This is a genomic window from Paracoccus sp. PAR01, from assembly GCF_014851995.1.
In the GTDB taxonomy this organism is placed as follows: Bacteria; Pseudomonadota; Alphaproteobacteria; order Rhodobacterales; family Rhodobacteraceae; genus Paracoccus; species Paracoccus litorisediminis.
The window spans coordinates 1-15536 of record NZ_JACVAW010000006.1 but is presented as its reverse complement, the minus strand read 5'-3'; the positions used below and the strand labels follow the sequence as shown (position 1 = coordinate 15536).

Here is a 15536-nt window from a genome sequence, read left to right as displayed (position 1 = left end):
AATCTTCGGACGCGGAGGAGAGATCATGCGAAACCCGACGCTGCATGACGTGGCGCGGGCGGCAGGCGTCAGCTATTCGACCGCCGACCGCGTCCTGAACCGGCGTGGCGGGGTGGCCGAAAAGTCGGTCCTGCGCGTCCAGCGCGCCATAGATGAACTGGGCTACCAGCGCGACATCCATGCAGCGAACCTGTCGCGGCGGCGCAGCTATGTCTTTCGCTTCTATCTGCCGCAGGGGGATCACAGCTTCTTCACCGTGCTGCGTCAGGTGGTCGAGGCGCAGGCCGCGCAGCGTCTGGCCGAGCGCATGCAGATCCAGATCCATGACGTGCCGCCGCTGGATGCCGATGCACTGGCGGCCGAACTGTCGCGGATCGAGACCGGGGATTGCGATTGCGTCGGCATCATCGGCAGCGACTCGGGCGCGCTGACGGCTGCGGTCGAACGGCTGCAGGCCATGCGCATTCCGGTCGTGACGCTGGTTTCCGACGCCGCGGTCGAGGCGCGGATGCTATATGTCGGGATCGACAATGTCGCCGCGGGCCGGACCGCGGGCCGCTTGCTGCGCCTGGCGCATGGGCGCGGTCCGGGTCGGGTGCTGCCGATCCTTGGCGCGCTCGCCTCGCGCGATCACCGTGACCGGCTCAAGGGCGCGCATGAGGTCCTGACCGAGCCGGGGCGGCATCTGCATCTGCTGCCCCCGATCGAGGTTCAGGACCGGTCCGACATCCTGCGTCAGAAGCTTGCGGCAATGCTGGCCGCAGACCCGCAGATCACTGGCATCTATTCGATCGGCGCAGGCAATCGCGCGCTGATCGCGATGCTGCGCGACATGCCAACCCCGCGCCCCTTCGTCGTCCTGCACGAGTTGACCGCCCCTACCCGCGCGGCGCTGGAAGCCGACCTGATCGACGCGGTCATCGACCAGAACCCGGATGAGGAAATTACCCTTGCCCTGCAAGCCATGAAAGCCATCGCCGATGAGTTGCCCGCGACACCCCCCGAGGTGAACCCGACCATCTATCTGCGGGACAATCTGCCCCGCTAGCACAGGCCGTCAGCCGTTCTGCCCCGGCAACCATGCCGTTGCCTGAGGCGGGGCAAGGCGCAGCAGGTCGACGGCGCGGGCGGCAATCTGGGCGGTCACCTCGGCAAGGCTGACCGGGCGCAGATAGAAGGCGGGAACCGGCGGCAGGATCACCGCGCCCATCTCGGCGGCAGAGGTCATGTTGCGCAGATGCGCCAGCGTCAGCGGAGCCTCGCGCGTCAGCAGGATCAGCGGGCGGCGTTCCTTGAGCTGCACGCCTGCAGCGCGGGTCAGCAGGTTATCGTCGAACCCTTGGGCGATGGCGGCAAGGCTGCGCATTGAGCAAGGCGCGACGATCATCCCCGCGACCGGGCAGGACCCCGAGGCGATTTCCGCCCCCAGATCGCCGCGCGGATGCACCCGCGCCGCCATCGCGCACAGGCGGTCGTAGGCATCGGGGCCGATTTCCTCGGCCAAGGTGCGTTCGGCCATGGCCGACAGGACCAGATCGATAGTGACCCCGGCGCGGGTCAGCGCCTCGGCGCAGTCCATTGCCAGCGCGGCACCCGATGCGCCGGAAACACCCAGCACCACCCTCATGGCATGATCCCTTTCAGAAGCTTTGCGGCCCATGCCTCATGCGCGGGGTCCAGATGCATTTCCCGGCCCCATTCGCGGGTCGTCTCGCTGCCGATCTTGGTGGTGGCGTCGATCCCGATCTTGCCCGCCAACCCTTCCAGCGGCGAGGCGAAGTCCAGATAATCCATCGGCGTGCGGTCCAGCAGCATGACATCCCGCGCCGGGTCCATGCGGGTCGCCAAGGCCCATGCGATGTCGTCCCAGTTGCGGATGTCCAGATCGCCATCCACCACCACCACGATCTTGGTATAGGAAAACTGCGGCAGCATCCCCCATAGCGCCATCATCACCCGCCGCGCCTGTCCGGGATAGCGCTTGTCGATACTGACCACCGCCATGCGATAGGAACAGGCGGCAGGCGGCAGCCACAGATCCTGCACCTCGGGGATCTGGGCGCGGATCACCGGCAAAGCGAGTTCGTTGAAGACCTCTCCGATGACCGAGGGCTCATCCGGCGGCCTGCCAGTGACGGTGGTCAGGTAAAGCGGATCGCGGCGGCAGGTAATCGCACTGACCCGCATCACCGGAAACGGCTCAACCGCGTTGTAATAGCCGGTATGATCGCCAAAGGGGCCTTCGGGGGCGGTCTCGGCGGGGTCGATCCAGCCCTCGACGATGATCTCGGCACGGGCCGGAACCATAAGCGGGACGGTCCGCGCCGCAACCAACTCGGTCCGCTGGCCGCGTAGCACGCCGGAAAATCCCAGCTCGGAAACGGTTTCGGGCAAGGGCAGCGCCGCCGCCAGCAGCAGCGCCGGGTCGGCGCCAAGGGCGATCGCCACCGGCATGGGCACGTTGGCGCGCTGCCAGCTGCGGTGATGCGCGGCGCCGCCGCGATGGGCCAGCCAGCGCATGATCAGCCGGTCCGGCCCCAGCACCTGCGCCCGGTAGACGCCCAGATTGTAACGCGCCACATCGGCTGCCGCGCTGTCCTGCGGGCGGGTGATCACCACCGGCCATGTGATCAGGGGGCCTGCATCCTCGGGCCAAGGGGTCTGAACCGGCAGCGCATCAAGACCGCCCAGTTCCTGATCCTGCGCGGGGGCATGGCGCAGCACCTTTGGCCGCGCAGCAAGCGCCGCCCGCAGCATCGGCCAGCGCGACAGCGCATCGCGCATGCTCTCGGGCGAGGCCGGGCTGCGCAGGCTGGCCAGAAAGCTGCCAAAGGCGGGGATTTCGTCGGGCAGCAGACCCAGTCCGGCGGCGACCCTTTCGCGCGTGCCGAACAGGTTCGTCACCACCGGCATGGGCGGCCCGTCATGGCCCTCCAGCCGCAGGACCGGACCGCCCGCCCGCAAGGCTGCCAGTTGCAGGGCCGTCATCTCGTGCCGCAAGGACATCGGGTCGGGGATGCGCGCCAGATCGCCGCGCCCCTCGACAAAGGTCAGAAAGGCCCGCAGATCGGGAAAGGCAGGAAGGCTGCGCATCGGCGGCTCCGTTATCGTGATGCCGTGCTGTCTAGAGACTGAAAACCGGTGCAAACTTGACATATGTCAATTGTGGCGCGGTTTTACCGATCTAGCCTTGCGGGCATGATAGCTCAAAGACCCCTTCCCCCGCCCTTTCGCCATCTGCCGATGCCAGTCCCGGCAGCCTCGGTCATCGGCTTTGCCCTGTCGCGGCTGCTGCGCCGGATCGCGGCGCATAAGCCCGCCATCCTTGGCCGTCTGGGCGCGTATCAAAGCGCGCGCTTCCTGATCGACGTGATCGACGGCCCCGCGCTTTTGCTGATCGAGCCGCAGGCGCAGCGCATTACCGCATGGTCGCGCAAGCGCCCCCTGCCCCCGCATGATGCGGCGATCCGGGGCCAGCTGGCTGCCTTTCTGGCGATGCTTCATGGCAGCGAGGATGGCGATGCGCTGTTCTTTTCGGGCGATCTGGAAATCGCGGGCGACACCTCGGCGGTTCTGGCGTTCCGCAATGCGCTGGACGACGCCGAGCTGGACCTGACCGAGGAACTGGCCACCCTGTCCCGCAGCCCCTTTGACGGCTGGCTGCGCCATGCCTTGGCGCTGGCGGAATCCCGCACCGGCTATCCGCTGACCCGGCAGGAGATCTGATGATGATGGAACTGGTCTGTCCGGCGGGCACACCTGCCGCCTTGCGCGCTGCGGTCGAGGCGGGCGCGCATACCGTCTATTGCGGCTTTGCCGATGAAACCAATGCCCGCAATTTCCCCGGTCTCAATTTCTCGCGCGAGGAAATGGCCGAAGGCGTCGCCTATGCCAAGGCGCGCGGCGCCAAGGTGCTGGTCGCGATCAACACCTTCCCGCGTGCGGGCGCACAGGCGCTGTGGCACCGGGCCGTGGCCGATGCCAAGGCCGCAGGCGCGCATGCGGTCATCCTTGCCGATCCCGGCCTGATTGCGCATGCCGCCGAAACCCATCCTGATCTGCGGCTGCATCTGTCGGTGCAGGCGGCGGCCGCCAACCCGGATGCGATCAACATGTATGCGGAATCCTTCGGTATCCGCCGCGTGGTGCTGCCCCGCGTGCTGACGGTCGAGGAAATCACCGCAATCAACCGCGAAATCGACATCGAGACCGAAGTCTTTGCCTTTGGCGGGCTTTGCGTCATGGCCGAGGGGCGGTGTTCACTGTCCTCATGGGCCACCGGCCTGTCGCCGAACATGAATGGCGTCTGCTCTCCGGCCAGCCATGTCGCATATGTCGAACAGGACGGCCAGAATGAGGCGCGTTTGGGCGGCTACCTGATCCACCGCACGCCCAAGGGCGCACCCGCACCCTATCCGACGCTGTGCAAGGGCTGCTTCACCGCCCCCGCCACCGCCAGCGGCCCGGCCCAGACCGGGCATCTGTTCGAGGATCCGGTCAGTTTGGACGCCACCGAACTGATCCCCAAACTGCAAAAGGCAGGCGTCACCGCGTTGAAGATCGAGGGGCGGCAACGCAGCCGTGCCTATGTCGCGCAGGTGGTCCGGGCATTCCGCGCCGCCGTCGAGGCCGCCGAGACCGGGGCCCCCATGCCCACCGGTCTGCTCGCCCGCCTGACCGAGGGCCAATCCGCCACCACCGGCGCCTATGCCAAGACCTGGAGATGAGCATGGACCTGACCATCGGACCCATCGCGTTTTTCTGGCCCGCCGCGCAGCTGCGCGATTTCTATCAGATGATCGCCGCCACTCCCGCGCGCCGGGTGGTGATCGGTGAATGGGTATGCTCGAAGCGTCTGCCCTTCTGGCAGAACGAAATCCCGCAGGCCATCGAATGCCTGACCGCAGCGGGAAAAGAGGTCAGCCTGTCGACGCTGGCGCTGATCACCCTCAAGCGCGAAAGACGGCAGGCCGAGGAATTGTTTGCCTCGGGCGTGCCGGTCGAGATCGCCGATCTGGGCGCGCTGAAATATCTGCCCGAGGGCGTGCCCTTTCAGGTCGGCCCGACGGTGAATGTCTATAACGAAGGCACGCTGGAATGGCTGGCGCGGAAAGGCGCGACGCGCATCTGCCTGCCGCCGGAACTGCCGCTGGCCTCGGTCACGACGCTGGCGCAGGCCGGGCTGGCCGCCGGGGTCGCGGTGGAGGTCTGGGGCCATGGCCGGGCGCCGCTGGCGATCTCGGGGCGGTGCTATCACGCAAGGTTGCACGAGCGCGCCAAGGACAATTGCCAGTTCGTCTGCGGCGAAGACCCCGACGGGCGCGATGTCGAGACATTGGACGGCCAAAGCTTCCTGACCGTGAACGGCGTGCAGACCCTTGGCCACGCCCATACCACCGTGGCGCTGCAAATGGCGAAACTTCAGGCGGCCGGGGTCGCATCCCTGCGCCTGTCGCCCCATCCGGGGGATTTCGCTGCCATCGTCAATCTTTACGACCGGGCGTTGCATGACGGAATCCCCGGCTCCGAAACCATGACCAGACTGCGGGGATTGATGCCGCAGGCCAGCTTCGCCGATGGCTTTCTGGATGGACAGCCGGGGCTGCGGCAGGCGGGTTAAGGGCCGCCCAGCGGAAGGGATCAGGTTGCCTCTGTCGCTCTGATCGTTTTTCGGGACTATGGGCGTGGAAGGCGGGACTGACCCGCCATGGGCCAAAAGGTGCGACATGAGGCTTTTCGACAGCTGGCAGATCTGGGCGCTGCTTTCGGCGATGTTCGCGGCGCTGACCGCGATCTTTGCCAAGGTCGGGATCGAGAACGTCAATTCCGACTACGCGACCTTTGTCCGAACCGTGGTCATCCTGCTGGCAGCCGGCGGCATCGTCCTTGCCACCGGCCAATGGATGGACCCGGCGACGATCTCGGGGCGGACATGGCTGTTCCTGATCCTGTCGGGATTGGCCACGGGCCTGTCATGGCTGTGCTATTTCCGCGCCCTCAAGCTGGGCCAGGCGGCGCAGGTCGCGCCCGTCGACAAGCTGAGCGTGGTGCTGGTCGCAATCATCGCGGCGCTGTTTCTGGGCGAGCGGATGTCCATGACCGGCTGGGCGGGCGTGGCGATGATCGCCTGCGGCGCAATCCTTGTCGCGCTGAAGTAACCGCGCCCCTCAGCCCAGCAGCCGGTTCGCGCGGACCAACTTTTCTCCCAGACCGCGTGCCAGCCAGCGATGGATCGCGAATGCCGTGGCGGGGTCCGTCGCCTCCAGATCACGCAGATCCTGCGCGGCAAAGCACAGCAGGCGGCAAGGCGCATCCGCGCGGATCTCGGCACTGCGCGGGCCTGCGGTATATAGCGCGATCTCGCCCACCAGATTTCCGGGCGCAAGCGAGCGCAGCCGCTTTGGCCCCGTCGTTGTCCGCGCGAAAACGCCAAGCTGGCCGGATTGCAGATACCAGACCTCGTCGCCGGCGCTGCCCTCGGTGACCAGCAGATCGCCCTGCGCCAAAGCCACCGCCTTAAAGAAGCCGGGCGGCGCGTCGGGCAGGTCGGTCGCGCCATGGGCAAGCGCCTCGGGCGGGGCATGGGCCAGCAGAAGGGTTTCGGCCGCCTCCAGGGCCGTGGCCACATCCGGTGCCAGTCGCAACTGGGCATGGATGTCGAAATCCCGGTCCCAGGCCCGCAAGGCGCGCAAGCAATCGGCATTCAGCCCGGCCAGCCAGCAGGTCACATCCCGGTCGCCCAGTTGCAGCAAAATCCGCATCAAGGCGGCGCAGGCCGCCCCGTCCAGCCCGCTGACCGACGAAAAATCGAGGATCAATTTCCGCGGCAATCCCTGTCCCGCCGCATCCGGCCATTTCAGCCCCCGGATTTCCTTCCGCAGCAGATCGACCCGACCAAAATAGATATGGCCAAACAGCGTCAGCCCCTGAATGGCCGCACCCTGACCGGACAACCACAGCTCGGCCGAGGGCGCCCGGTCCAGCGGCGAGCGGCGCTCACGCGCGGACCAGCGGGCGCTGACCAACGGCGTGCGGCCATAGGCCATGGCAAAGCTGAGCGCCGAGAGCAGAATTCCCAGCCCGATGGCGGCAAGGATGTCGACAAGACAGGCCACGGCGACCACGGCGATCACCACGCACCATTCCAGACGGTCGATCTGGCGGCGCACCGACCACAGCCAATCCGCGACCAGACCATAACCGATGAACAGCAGAATCCCGGTGCTGACGAAGACCGGGAAATAGGGGATCAGCCAGCCCATGAAGACGCAGCCGGTCAGCGCGGCTAGCCCATAGCCCAGCCCGACGCTGTTGCGCCGCAATCCAAGGCTGTTGGTCAGCGCGGTGGTCGGGCTATCGGCATAGCTGACCAGCCCGCCGAACAGCCCGATCAGGATATTCGCGCCCCCCGCCAGCCGGGTTTCATGATCAAAATCGACATCGCGGCGGCTGTCCAGCTCAATCCCGCTGAGGTTCAGCACCACGCTGAGGACATTCAGCAGCACCACGACCAGAATCGCGCCCGACGACCCCAGCAGCACCGCAACGTCGATCTGCCCAAGTGCCAGCACAGGCTGGTCCGTCGTATCGAAGGCAACCAGCTGACCCGATGCCACCAGACCCGCGATATCCTGACCCAGCACTGCCTGTACGATCCAGAATCCGGCGACCGCCGCCACCAGAACCGTCAGAAACCCCAGCGCCGTGCGCAGGTGCTGGCCGGAAAGCGCCAGCAGCAGGGCAAGGCCGATGGCGGGCAGCAGCACCTTGACCTTGTCGGCATCAAGGCCACCGCGCCACGCCTGCCAAGGGCTGCCGCCCAGAACAAGCTCGATCGCGGCGATGATCAGCAGCAATCCGCAAGCGGCCAGAAACCCGCAGGACACCGCAAAGGGCAGCAGCCGGGCAAAGCGCGTCAACCGCAGCTTGCCCAGCAACAGCAAGGCGATCCCGGTCAGCGTCGTCGAAATGCCCATGACCGCAATAGCGGTGACCAGCGCCGCTGCCGGGCCTCCGGTCGTGGCCGCCGCGGCGGATGCCATGGCGGCGGCAAGCACCGCGATCGAGGCATCCTGCGCGGTTCCCAGTGCGCCTGGAATCCGGCTGAACAGCGCCGTCGAAAACGCCGATACCGCGGTCGAAAACAGCAGGATCAGCGTGCCGGAACCCAGACCCGTCGCCAATGCCCCCGCGAAGCAAAGCGAGGCCAGCGCATAGCTTTCCCCCACGGAATCAAGCCCCAGCAGAAACCCCGCCACGATGCTGGACATGCGGCCCGGCGCTTTGGGCAGGCTGGTCGCGGCGGCAGGGCGGGCGGGCAGATCCATCGGCCGGGGTTCGTTCCAGAATGATGGGAAAGGTCCAGAAAACCCGGTCGGCTGTCCGACCGGCCCGGAAATGATACACGGATTCCCGGATTTGCCTTGGGCAAACTGGCTCAGGGAACCCGCCGATAAGGAACTGCCCTTTGCCGATGCGGATCAGCTGGGTTGCATGTTCCGGTGCAGCCGCGCGCCAGCCAGCTCGGCAAAGTCCAGTGCCTTGAGCTTTTCGTGGTGTTCGGTCTCGCCAAGGATCAGCTTGGCGACATCCTGACCCTGAACCCAGCATTCCTCATGCAGGCCCGCCCCCTGCGTCCAGCCCCCGGCATAGTAGATGCCATTGACGCCCTGATTTTTCAGACAGACCGCCTGAGCCTGCAAGGTGGCGAAATCAAGGACATTGTGGCGCAGGTTCTGCACCGCCGGGTTGCCCTGCGCATCCTTCAGGACCAGATCATCCGGGATCGGGCGATAGGGATTGACCGAAACAAAGAACAGCGGATAGCCGAACTTGTCATAAAGCGGGTTCTGGGCATCGTTCTGGTGCCGGTTCGCGACATAGTTGATCGTATAGGGCATCTGCGCCACCGCGCCCGGCTGGTGGATCAGGATGTTGTAGGTCGACCAGGCATTGCAATTCACGGGCAACAAACGGCTGTCGGTATGGGCCACCGAAATGCCGTTGGTATATTCGATCGAGGCCATGGCCGAGGCAACCTCGCCCGGCAGCCCCTGCTTGACCGCAATCAGCGAGGAATCGGCATGCGCCGCCAGCACCAGCTTCTTGGCCCTGAAAGGCTGCGATGTCGGGGCAAGATCATTGCTGATCGTGAACAGCCCGTCCTCAAGGCTGGCCGAGGCCCGATAGTTTTGCACGAAGGTGATCTCGGGCATCGTCGCCGTCATATAGGCGACCAGTTGATTGATCCAACGCGACGCCCCGCCGACGAAATAGCACCTGTTGGCGGGTTTGCCGCCCGCGCCTTCCTGTATCGCGTAATAATGCATCACCGCCAGAAAGGGCATGCCGCGCGGCCCAAGCTCGGTGACGAAATACATGCCGTTGATCCGGGGATAGATCACCTGCGGACCCAGCCGGGCGTCCCATGGCGGGCTTCGCGTCGGCCCCACCATATCGATATATTCGCTGATCGTGGTCGTCGCGAATTGCCCGGCATTCTTGGTCGCGTCCACACCCGCAACCTGCATGAAATCGTTGACCGAGGCCGCCAGTGCCTTATCGATCGCCGTCCCCCACCATGCCGAGGCGCTGTCGGCAAAGCAGATGCTGCCATCCCCGGTCGAATAGCTGGTCGAATCCTCAAGCGGCAGATAGTCCGTGCCCGCCTTGAAGCCGATCTGGTTCATCACCGCCACGATGTTGGTATAGGCGGTCACGTTGAAATCATTGACGCCAAGATCGGCCCAGCGGTCGATCGTACCATCGGGGCCATTGCCGAAGGTAAAGTCGAACGTGTCGACATTGCCGCCGAAACGATCGCTGGCCTCAAGGACAGTGATCCGCGGCACCGCCGAGGGGTTTTTCTGTCTGGCCGTCAGGATGATGTTCCACGCGGCTGCCAGACCGCCAATGCCGCCACCGATGATGGCAATATCCGTGTCATTCATTCCAGGTCCCTCCCTTGATTTGAATTCAAACGATGGAAAAGCTCAGGTGGTGGTGCCGGTCACTTCAAGAATGGCGCGCCGGGTGGTCAGTTGCGCCGCAGCGCTGGCGCGATCGGCAATGTCATGCAGGGCCTGCCGGGCCGCGCCGTCGCCCTTGCCCCATGCCGCCAGCGCATGGCCAAAGCCGATATGCAAATCGGACCAAGGGGTTGGCTCGTCCTTGGTATAGGCGGCAAGGGCCGCTGCCTGCCGCCCCGCCCCGTCCCAATCGCCCGCCTGCGCACAGGCCCGGATCGCATAGGCGCGAAAGCGGTAATGGTTATGCCCGACGCAACCGCCCGCCAGCAGGACCTCGCCCTCGCCCAGCGAAGTGCTGCGCTGGTAGGGATCGCGGCAGGTCATCGCATGCGAGGCCAGAACCCAAGGCCCGATGAAATTCATCGCCCCCATGCTGCGGGCCTGCTCCAACACCTCGCAGGCCAGCGCATGCGCGGCGGGAATATCGCCTTCGGACAGGCAGACGCGCACCAGCGTCTCGCGCAGGAAGGGCAGAAAGCGGGGGGCACCAAGTTCCTGCGCGGCCTCCAACCCGCGTTCGATCTGTTGCCGGGCGGCGTCATGTTCGGCCATGGACTGATAGATCCAGCCCGCCGTCAGGCGCGCGACGATCTCGGGGCGCAGTTGGCCGATCCGCTGGGCCAGCGCAGCGGAACGCAGCGCCTCGTCCAGCGCGGCGCGGGTTTCCAGCATGTAGATCTTGGTCGTGCCCAGCATGAAGCGATTGGCGCATTCGACGCTGCTCAGGGCATGCGCGTCGCAAAGCGCCAGACATTCCTCGAACACGCCATGGGCAAGATGCATCCGGCCCTGCGCGTAATAGGCATCGCCAAGGCCGCTCAGCGCGCGGGCCCGCAGTTCCGGGTGATCGGCGCGAACCGCATAGTCAAAGGCCTGACGATGCGCGGCAAGACAGCCACCGAAATCGCCGCGCGGAAAGCAAAGCCCGCCTTTCAGGTAATGCAGCCGGGCCATATCGGGCAGGAATTCGGCCTCGGCATCGCGCATCAGGGTTTCGGTCTCGGCAATCATCGCGAAGGCATCGTCGATCCGGTCCAGCACCCGCATGGTCGAGACCAGCCCGATCCGCGCCTTCAGCGCCGCGGCAGGCCCCTTCGCCTCGGCCAGTGCCGATTCAAAGGCGGCAATGGATTCCGGGCCACGACCCAGATCGCGCAGCACATCGCCGCGCAACAGCAGCAAAGGCACGCGAATATCATCGCCAGCCAATGCCAATCCGCGATCGACAAGCGCGATGGCGCTGTCGCGGCGGTGGCGATCCAGCACCTCATTCGCGGCGGTCAGATAGGCGGCGGGGGCATCGGGGTCGGCTGCCTTCTCAAGATGCTCGGCATGAAGCAACCGGTCATGGGGCGCGAACCAGTCGGCTGCGGCGCGATGCAGGCGGCGCAACTGGTCACGCAGGATCTGGGAATAGACGGCATCGCGTATCAGCGCGTGGTGGAACAGATAGCCGTCCTCATGCCGCCGGATCAGCGCGCTTCCCTCCAGCACCGCCAGATTGTCGATGCGGATTCCGGCAATCGCCGCCGCCGCCGCCATGTCGAAACGCTGCCCGATCACCGAGGCGGCAATCAGGATTCGGCGATTGTCTTCGCTGAGCATGTCGACGCGGGACTGGATCAGGCCCTGAATCGTCTCGGGGACATTGGCATCCTGATCCGAGCCGCTGCGCAGCAATTGTTCAAGGAAAAGCGGGTTGCCCTCGGCGCGGCGCACGCAGGCGACGACAAACTCACCCTGCGCCCCGTGCAGGGCAAGGCCAAGCTCCAGCCCCTCCTCGATGCTGATGGCGTTCAGGTCGATCTGCCGGACATGCGCGTCAAGCCCGGCAAACAGTTCCTGCGGGTCGATCAGGCGTTCGGTGCGGCGCTCGGTCAGGATCAGGCAGACCCGCGCCTGCGGAACCGTCCCGGCCAGCACCGACAGGATGGCGCGGGTTTCCGCATCGGCCCAATGGATGTCCTCGACCACCAGCAGCAGCGGGCGGGCGCGGGCGCGGGCCTGAACCACGCGGGCGACGACCGCCCTGCGACCCTCGGCCAGGGCCGCGGAATCCAGCCCGGCGAAAAAGGCCTGCGCGGTTCCCGCAGGCACCAGCCCCAAGGCCAGCTCAAAGAACCGCGCCCCGGCCGGGTCCAGCGCGCCCTGACGCAGATATTCCTCGGTTCGCGCCCGGACGGCATCCGCGCTGGCATCGCGCGGCAGACCGGACAAGGCGGCAAGGATGTCACGGTCGACGCTGGCCTTTTCGCCCAGACCAAAGTCCAGAACCAGCGTCCGGTGCGAGGCAAAACCGGCATCCTGCGCCATGGACAGGATATGTTCGACCAAGGCGGTCTTGCCGATCCCGGCCTCACCACGAATATGCAGGACACCGCCCGGTGCGCCCTGCGCACAGGCCCGCAACAGACTGTCTGCCAGCGCGATTTCAGTCTTGCGACCAACGAAGCGGCTGGGCGCGGAGGCCGCCCGCAGCGCCCGGAAACGGTGGACAGGGACCGGGCCATCAAAGCCCTGCACCTCAATCCGGCGCTCCTGATCGCAGATGATCCGACCTTCCAGCCCGCGATAGACGCGCTCAGAAATCAACGTCTCTCCGGCCTCGGCATTGTCGGCAATGCGCGAGGCCAGATTGACCGAATCCCCGCTGACGGTAAAACCGATGCCACCCAATTCGCCCAGACCACCCTGCGCGAAAAGCACCTGTCCGACCGCGATGCCGATATGGATCGACAGCTCGCGCCCCATCCGCGCCGACAGCCCCGGCATGGCCGCATGCATGGCGATCGAGGCGGTCAGCGCGCGCTCGGCCTCATTGCCATGCGACCGCTCGGTGCCGAACACCGCCATGACGCAATCGCCGATATGACTGACCGTGCCGCCCGTCTGGCGCAGGATCGCATCGAATTGCGAGAAGAACTCGGACAGCAGCACATGCATGTCCTCGCTGGGCAATTCGCGGGTCAGGCGCGTGTAACCGGTCAGGTCGGCAAACAGCACAACCACGGCGCGCAACTGCGCCTCGGCCGGTGTCCGGGCCACGGAGGCGATCGCGGCAAGGATCTGCTTGCGATGCCCAAGCGAACTGATGCCGATTTCCTTCAGGTCGGCATCGGTCAGCGTGGCCAGCAGATCGTCGGTCAGGTGGTTGCGTTCGAAATGGGGCAGATAAAGCGACAGTTGCAATTCGCGAAGGAGACGCTCGACCAGAGGCATCATATCCCTCCGTAAGTTTCCGCGCGGGCCAACATCGTCTTTGTTGAATTTCATATCATTAGGTCAGGCCTGACGCTGGGGCAATTGTTTTAACCGCCCTGCTGGTTCGGGATGGGATACAGGCAATGATGTAGGCGTATGCCTAATATCCATACATTGATGATTGTATGTCCATACAATTCGCGTATGATCACCGCAAGCGAATCGAGCTGTCGCAGGGGATGATGTGCGATGATGAAGCAAGGACAGATGCTGGTTCAGGGCGCCGAAAGCGTGAAGCCCGCAATGTTGCGGGGGGCTTGCCTGAAATGCCCACGCTGCGGCGAAGGCAGGATGTTTTCGGGCTATCTGAAGGTCGCAGCCAGTTGCGACGCTTGTGGATTGGACCTGACCCCACAGCGCGCGGATGACGGACCCGCCTATTTCGTGATCCTGATTGTCGCCCATCTGATCGGGTTTTCGCTGCCGGTCATGTTCAACCTGCTCGGCGACAGGCCGACGACGATCGCGGTCACTTTGGGCCTCGCCAGTGTCGTGCTGTCGCTGGCCCTGCTGCCCCCGGTCAAGGGCAGCTTCGTCGCCTTTCAATGGGCCAAGGGCATGCACGGGTTTCAGCCCGGCACCCAGACGCAGTAGACCCATACACGCCAACAATACATCCATACAATACGAGTAACCCCATGTGGAAGCCGCGACTGATCGAAAACGCCCGGATGAAATATCTGGGCATCGTCGAGGCACTGGCGGAGGATATCCGCGCCGGGCGCATCGCGCCGGGCGAGCGTGTGCCGCCCCAGCGCAGCGTCGCCGAGGCGCTTGATGTCGACCTGACCACCGTCACCCGCGCCTTCAACGAGGCGCGCCGCCGGGGGCTGGTTCAGGCGCAGGCAGGACGCGGTACCTTTGTCAGCGAGGGGCTGGACGGCAAAGCCGCGGATTTGGCGCAGCCGCTGATCGATCTCAGCATGAATATCCCCTCGCAGCCCGCCGATGTCGATTTCCGCAAGCTGTTCCCGACCGGCATCGCAAGCATTCTGGGGGGCACGCAGGGCCTGCTCAGCCTGCACTATCAGGAAAGCACCGGGGCCGAGCCCGACCGCCGGGCCGCCGCAAACTGGCTGGGCGCGCGGATCGAAGGACTGTCCCCCGACCGCATCGTTTTGACCGGCGGGGCGCAAAGCGCGCTGTTTGCGGTCTGCGAATTGCTGCTGCGGCGTGGCGACGTGATCGCCGCCGGGGCGATGACCTATCCGGGGATCAAGGCCGTCGCCATCCAGAAGGGGCTGAAAATCGCCGCGCTGGACATGGACGATCAGGGCATCATTCCCGACGCCTTCGACCGCGCCTGCCGCGATCGTCACGTCAGGACGCTGTATCTGATCCCCAGCATCGACAACCCGACCACCGCGACTTTGCCCGAGGAACGGCGCAGAGCCTTGGCCCAGATCGCGCGCCAGCACGGCGTCGCGATCATCGAAGATGATCCCTACGCCCCGCTGTTGCCCGAACGCCGGGTGACGATGGCCGAGCTTGCGCCGGACCTGACCTGGCATATCGCGACCCTGTCGAAATGCGCCTCGCCCGCGCTGCGCGTCGCCTATGTCGTGGCCCCTGCGGCGACCCAGGCGCTGAGGCTGGCGGGCGTCCTGCGCGCCACCATCCTGATGGCCCCGCCACTGATGTCGGCGCTGGCCAGTCGCTGGATCGCCGACGGCACGCTGGACCAGATCACCGCGGCGATCCGCGTCGAAAACGCCCTGCGCCAGAAGCTGGCGGGCTCGATCCTGAAAGGCATGGATTTCGCCGCCGATCCGCATGGCCATCACCTGTGGCTGCGCCTGCCCAACCATTGGCGCGCGGCGGACTTTGCCGAGCATGCCGACCGGGCCGGAGTCTCGGTCGTGCCGGGGCAGGTCTTTGCCACGGCCTCCCATCCGGTCGAGGCAGTGCGCATCTCGCTGGGGGTGGCCCCGGATCGCGGCGATCTTGAGGACGGGCTGATGCTGCTGTCCGGCCTGATCGCGCAGCCCTCACTGGGCGCAAGGGCCGTCGTCTAGGCATCAAGGCCCGCCTCAGGGTCATTCCCCGGGCGTTTTCGCCCGCGTCTTATCTGTTCAGGCCGGTCCCCCGCGGGCCGACCCATTCATCAGGATTTTTCGGTCATGTTTACGCTGAGTGCGTTGGAGTTGGCGCGAGTTCAGTTTGGTTTCACGGTGTCGTTTCACATTGTGTTTCCGGCGATCACGATTGGTCTGGCGAGCTATCTGGCGGTGCTGGAGGGGTTGTGGC

13 protein-coding genes are annotated in these 15536 nt (G+C 65.5%); 8 read left to right on the top strand and 5 right to left on the bottom strand.

The genetic code is table 11. The features are described 5' to 3' along the window. Window positions 1-25 precede the first annotated feature (25 nt). The gene (locus IB235_RS11620) at window positions 26-1048 is read left to right on the top strand and encodes a LacI family DNA-binding transcriptional regulator (protein WP_192336866.1); all 1023 of its coding nucleotides are present in this window, start codon (window positions 26-28) and stop codon (window positions 1046-1048) included. Between the two features lie 9 nt (window positions 1049-1057). On the opposite strand, the gene IB235_RS11615 is transcribed toward IB235_RS11620, so the two are convergent. Both IB235_RS11615 and IB235_RS11610 read right to left on the bottom strand, forming a co-directional pair. Continuing rightward, window positions 1058-1627: a UbiX family flavin prenyltransferase gene (locus tag IB235_RS11615; RefSeq protein ID WP_192336865.1), complete on the bottom strand. Its 570-nt coding sequence runs from the start codon at window positions 1625-1627 to the stop codon at window positions 1058-1060. Then, entirely contained in the window at window positions 1624-3093 is a 1470-nt protein-coding gene (locus tag IB235_RS11610; protein ID WP_192336864.1) for a UbiD family decarboxylase, read from the bottom strand. Before IB235_RS11610 ends, IB235_RS11615 begins: the two co-directional genes overlap by 4 nt. A gap of 150 nt (window positions 3094-3243) precedes the next feature. Here IB235_RS11610 and IB235_RS11605 point away from each other — a divergent pair, with 150 nt between their 5' ends. The 4 genes from IB235_RS11605 to IB235_RS11590 all read left to right on the top strand — a co-directional run bounded on the left by IB235_RS11605 (window position 3244) and on the right by IB235_RS11590 (window position 6158). After that, window positions 3244-3726 (top strand): SCP2 domain-containing protein, encoded by a 483-nt coding sequence (locus IB235_RS11605; protein ID WP_225612244.1) that lies wholly within the window; start codon window positions 3244-3246, stop codon window positions 3724-3726. Window positions 3727-3731: 5 nt separating this feature from the next. Next, window positions 3732-4727, top strand: a complete 996-nt coding sequence (locus IB235_RS11600; RefSeq protein ID WP_192337016.1) for a peptidase U32 family protein — start codon at window positions 3732-3734, stop codon at window positions 4725-4727. 2 nt (window positions 4728-4729) lie between these two features. After that, the gene (locus IB235_RS11595) at window positions 4730-5620 is read left to right on the top strand and encodes a U32 family peptidase (RefSeq protein ID WP_192336862.1); all 891 of its coding nucleotides are present in this window, start codon (window positions 4730-4732) and stop codon (window positions 5618-5620) included. 106 nt (window positions 5621-5726) lie between these two features. After that, window positions 5727-6158: an EamA family transporter gene (locus tag IB235_RS11590; protein WP_155041362.1), complete on the top strand. Its 432-nt coding sequence runs from the start codon at window positions 5727-5729 to the stop codon at window positions 6156-6158. A gap of 9 nt (window positions 6159-6167) precedes the next feature. On the opposite strand, the gene IB235_RS11585 is transcribed toward IB235_RS11590, so the two are convergent. The 3 genes from IB235_RS11585 to IB235_RS11575 all read right to left on the bottom strand — a co-directional run bounded on the left by IB235_RS11585 (window position 6168) and on the right by IB235_RS11575 (window position 13247). Continuing rightward, window positions 6168-8327, bottom strand: a complete 2160-nt coding sequence (locus tag IB235_RS11585; protein ID WP_192336861.1) for a cyclic nucleotide-binding domain-containing protein — start codon at window positions 8325-8327, stop codon at window positions 6168-6170. Between the two features lie 153 nt (window positions 8328-8480). Next, window positions 8481-9950, bottom strand: coding sequence for an FAD-dependent oxidoreductase (locus IB235_RS11580; protein WP_192336860.1), 1470 nt, complete (start codon window positions 9948-9950; stop codon window positions 8481-8483). Window positions 9951-9992: 42 nt separating this feature from the next. Then, window positions 9993-13247: an adenylate/guanylate cyclase domain-containing protein gene (locus tag IB235_RS11575; protein WP_192336859.1), complete on the bottom strand. Its 3255-nt coding sequence runs from the start codon at window positions 13245-13247 to the stop codon at window positions 9993-9995. 234 nt (window positions 13248-13481) lie between these two features. Here IB235_RS11575 and IB235_RS11570 point away from each other — a divergent pair, with 234 nt between their 5' ends. From IB235_RS11570 to IB235_RS11560, 3 genes are all read left to right on the top strand, one after another. Beyond that, window positions 13482-13883 carry a DUF983 domain-containing protein gene (locus IB235_RS11570; protein ID WP_192336858.1) on the top strand — a complete coding sequence of 134 codons (402 nt, stop codon included), beginning with the start codon at window positions 13482-13484 and terminating at the stop codon, window positions 13881-13883. Between the two features lie 44 nt (window positions 13884-13927). Beyond that, on the top strand, window positions 13928-15304 hold the full coding sequence (locus IB235_RS11565; RefSeq protein WP_192336857.1) for a PLP-dependent aminotransferase family protein: 1377 nt from the start codon (window positions 13928-13930) through the stop codon (window positions 15302-15304). 105 nt (window positions 15305-15409) lie between these two features. Beyond that, window positions 15410-15536 (top strand): cytochrome ubiquinol oxidase subunit I (locus IB235_RS11560; RefSeq protein ID WP_192336856.1); only part of this gene is annotated, 127 nt, incomplete at its 3' end.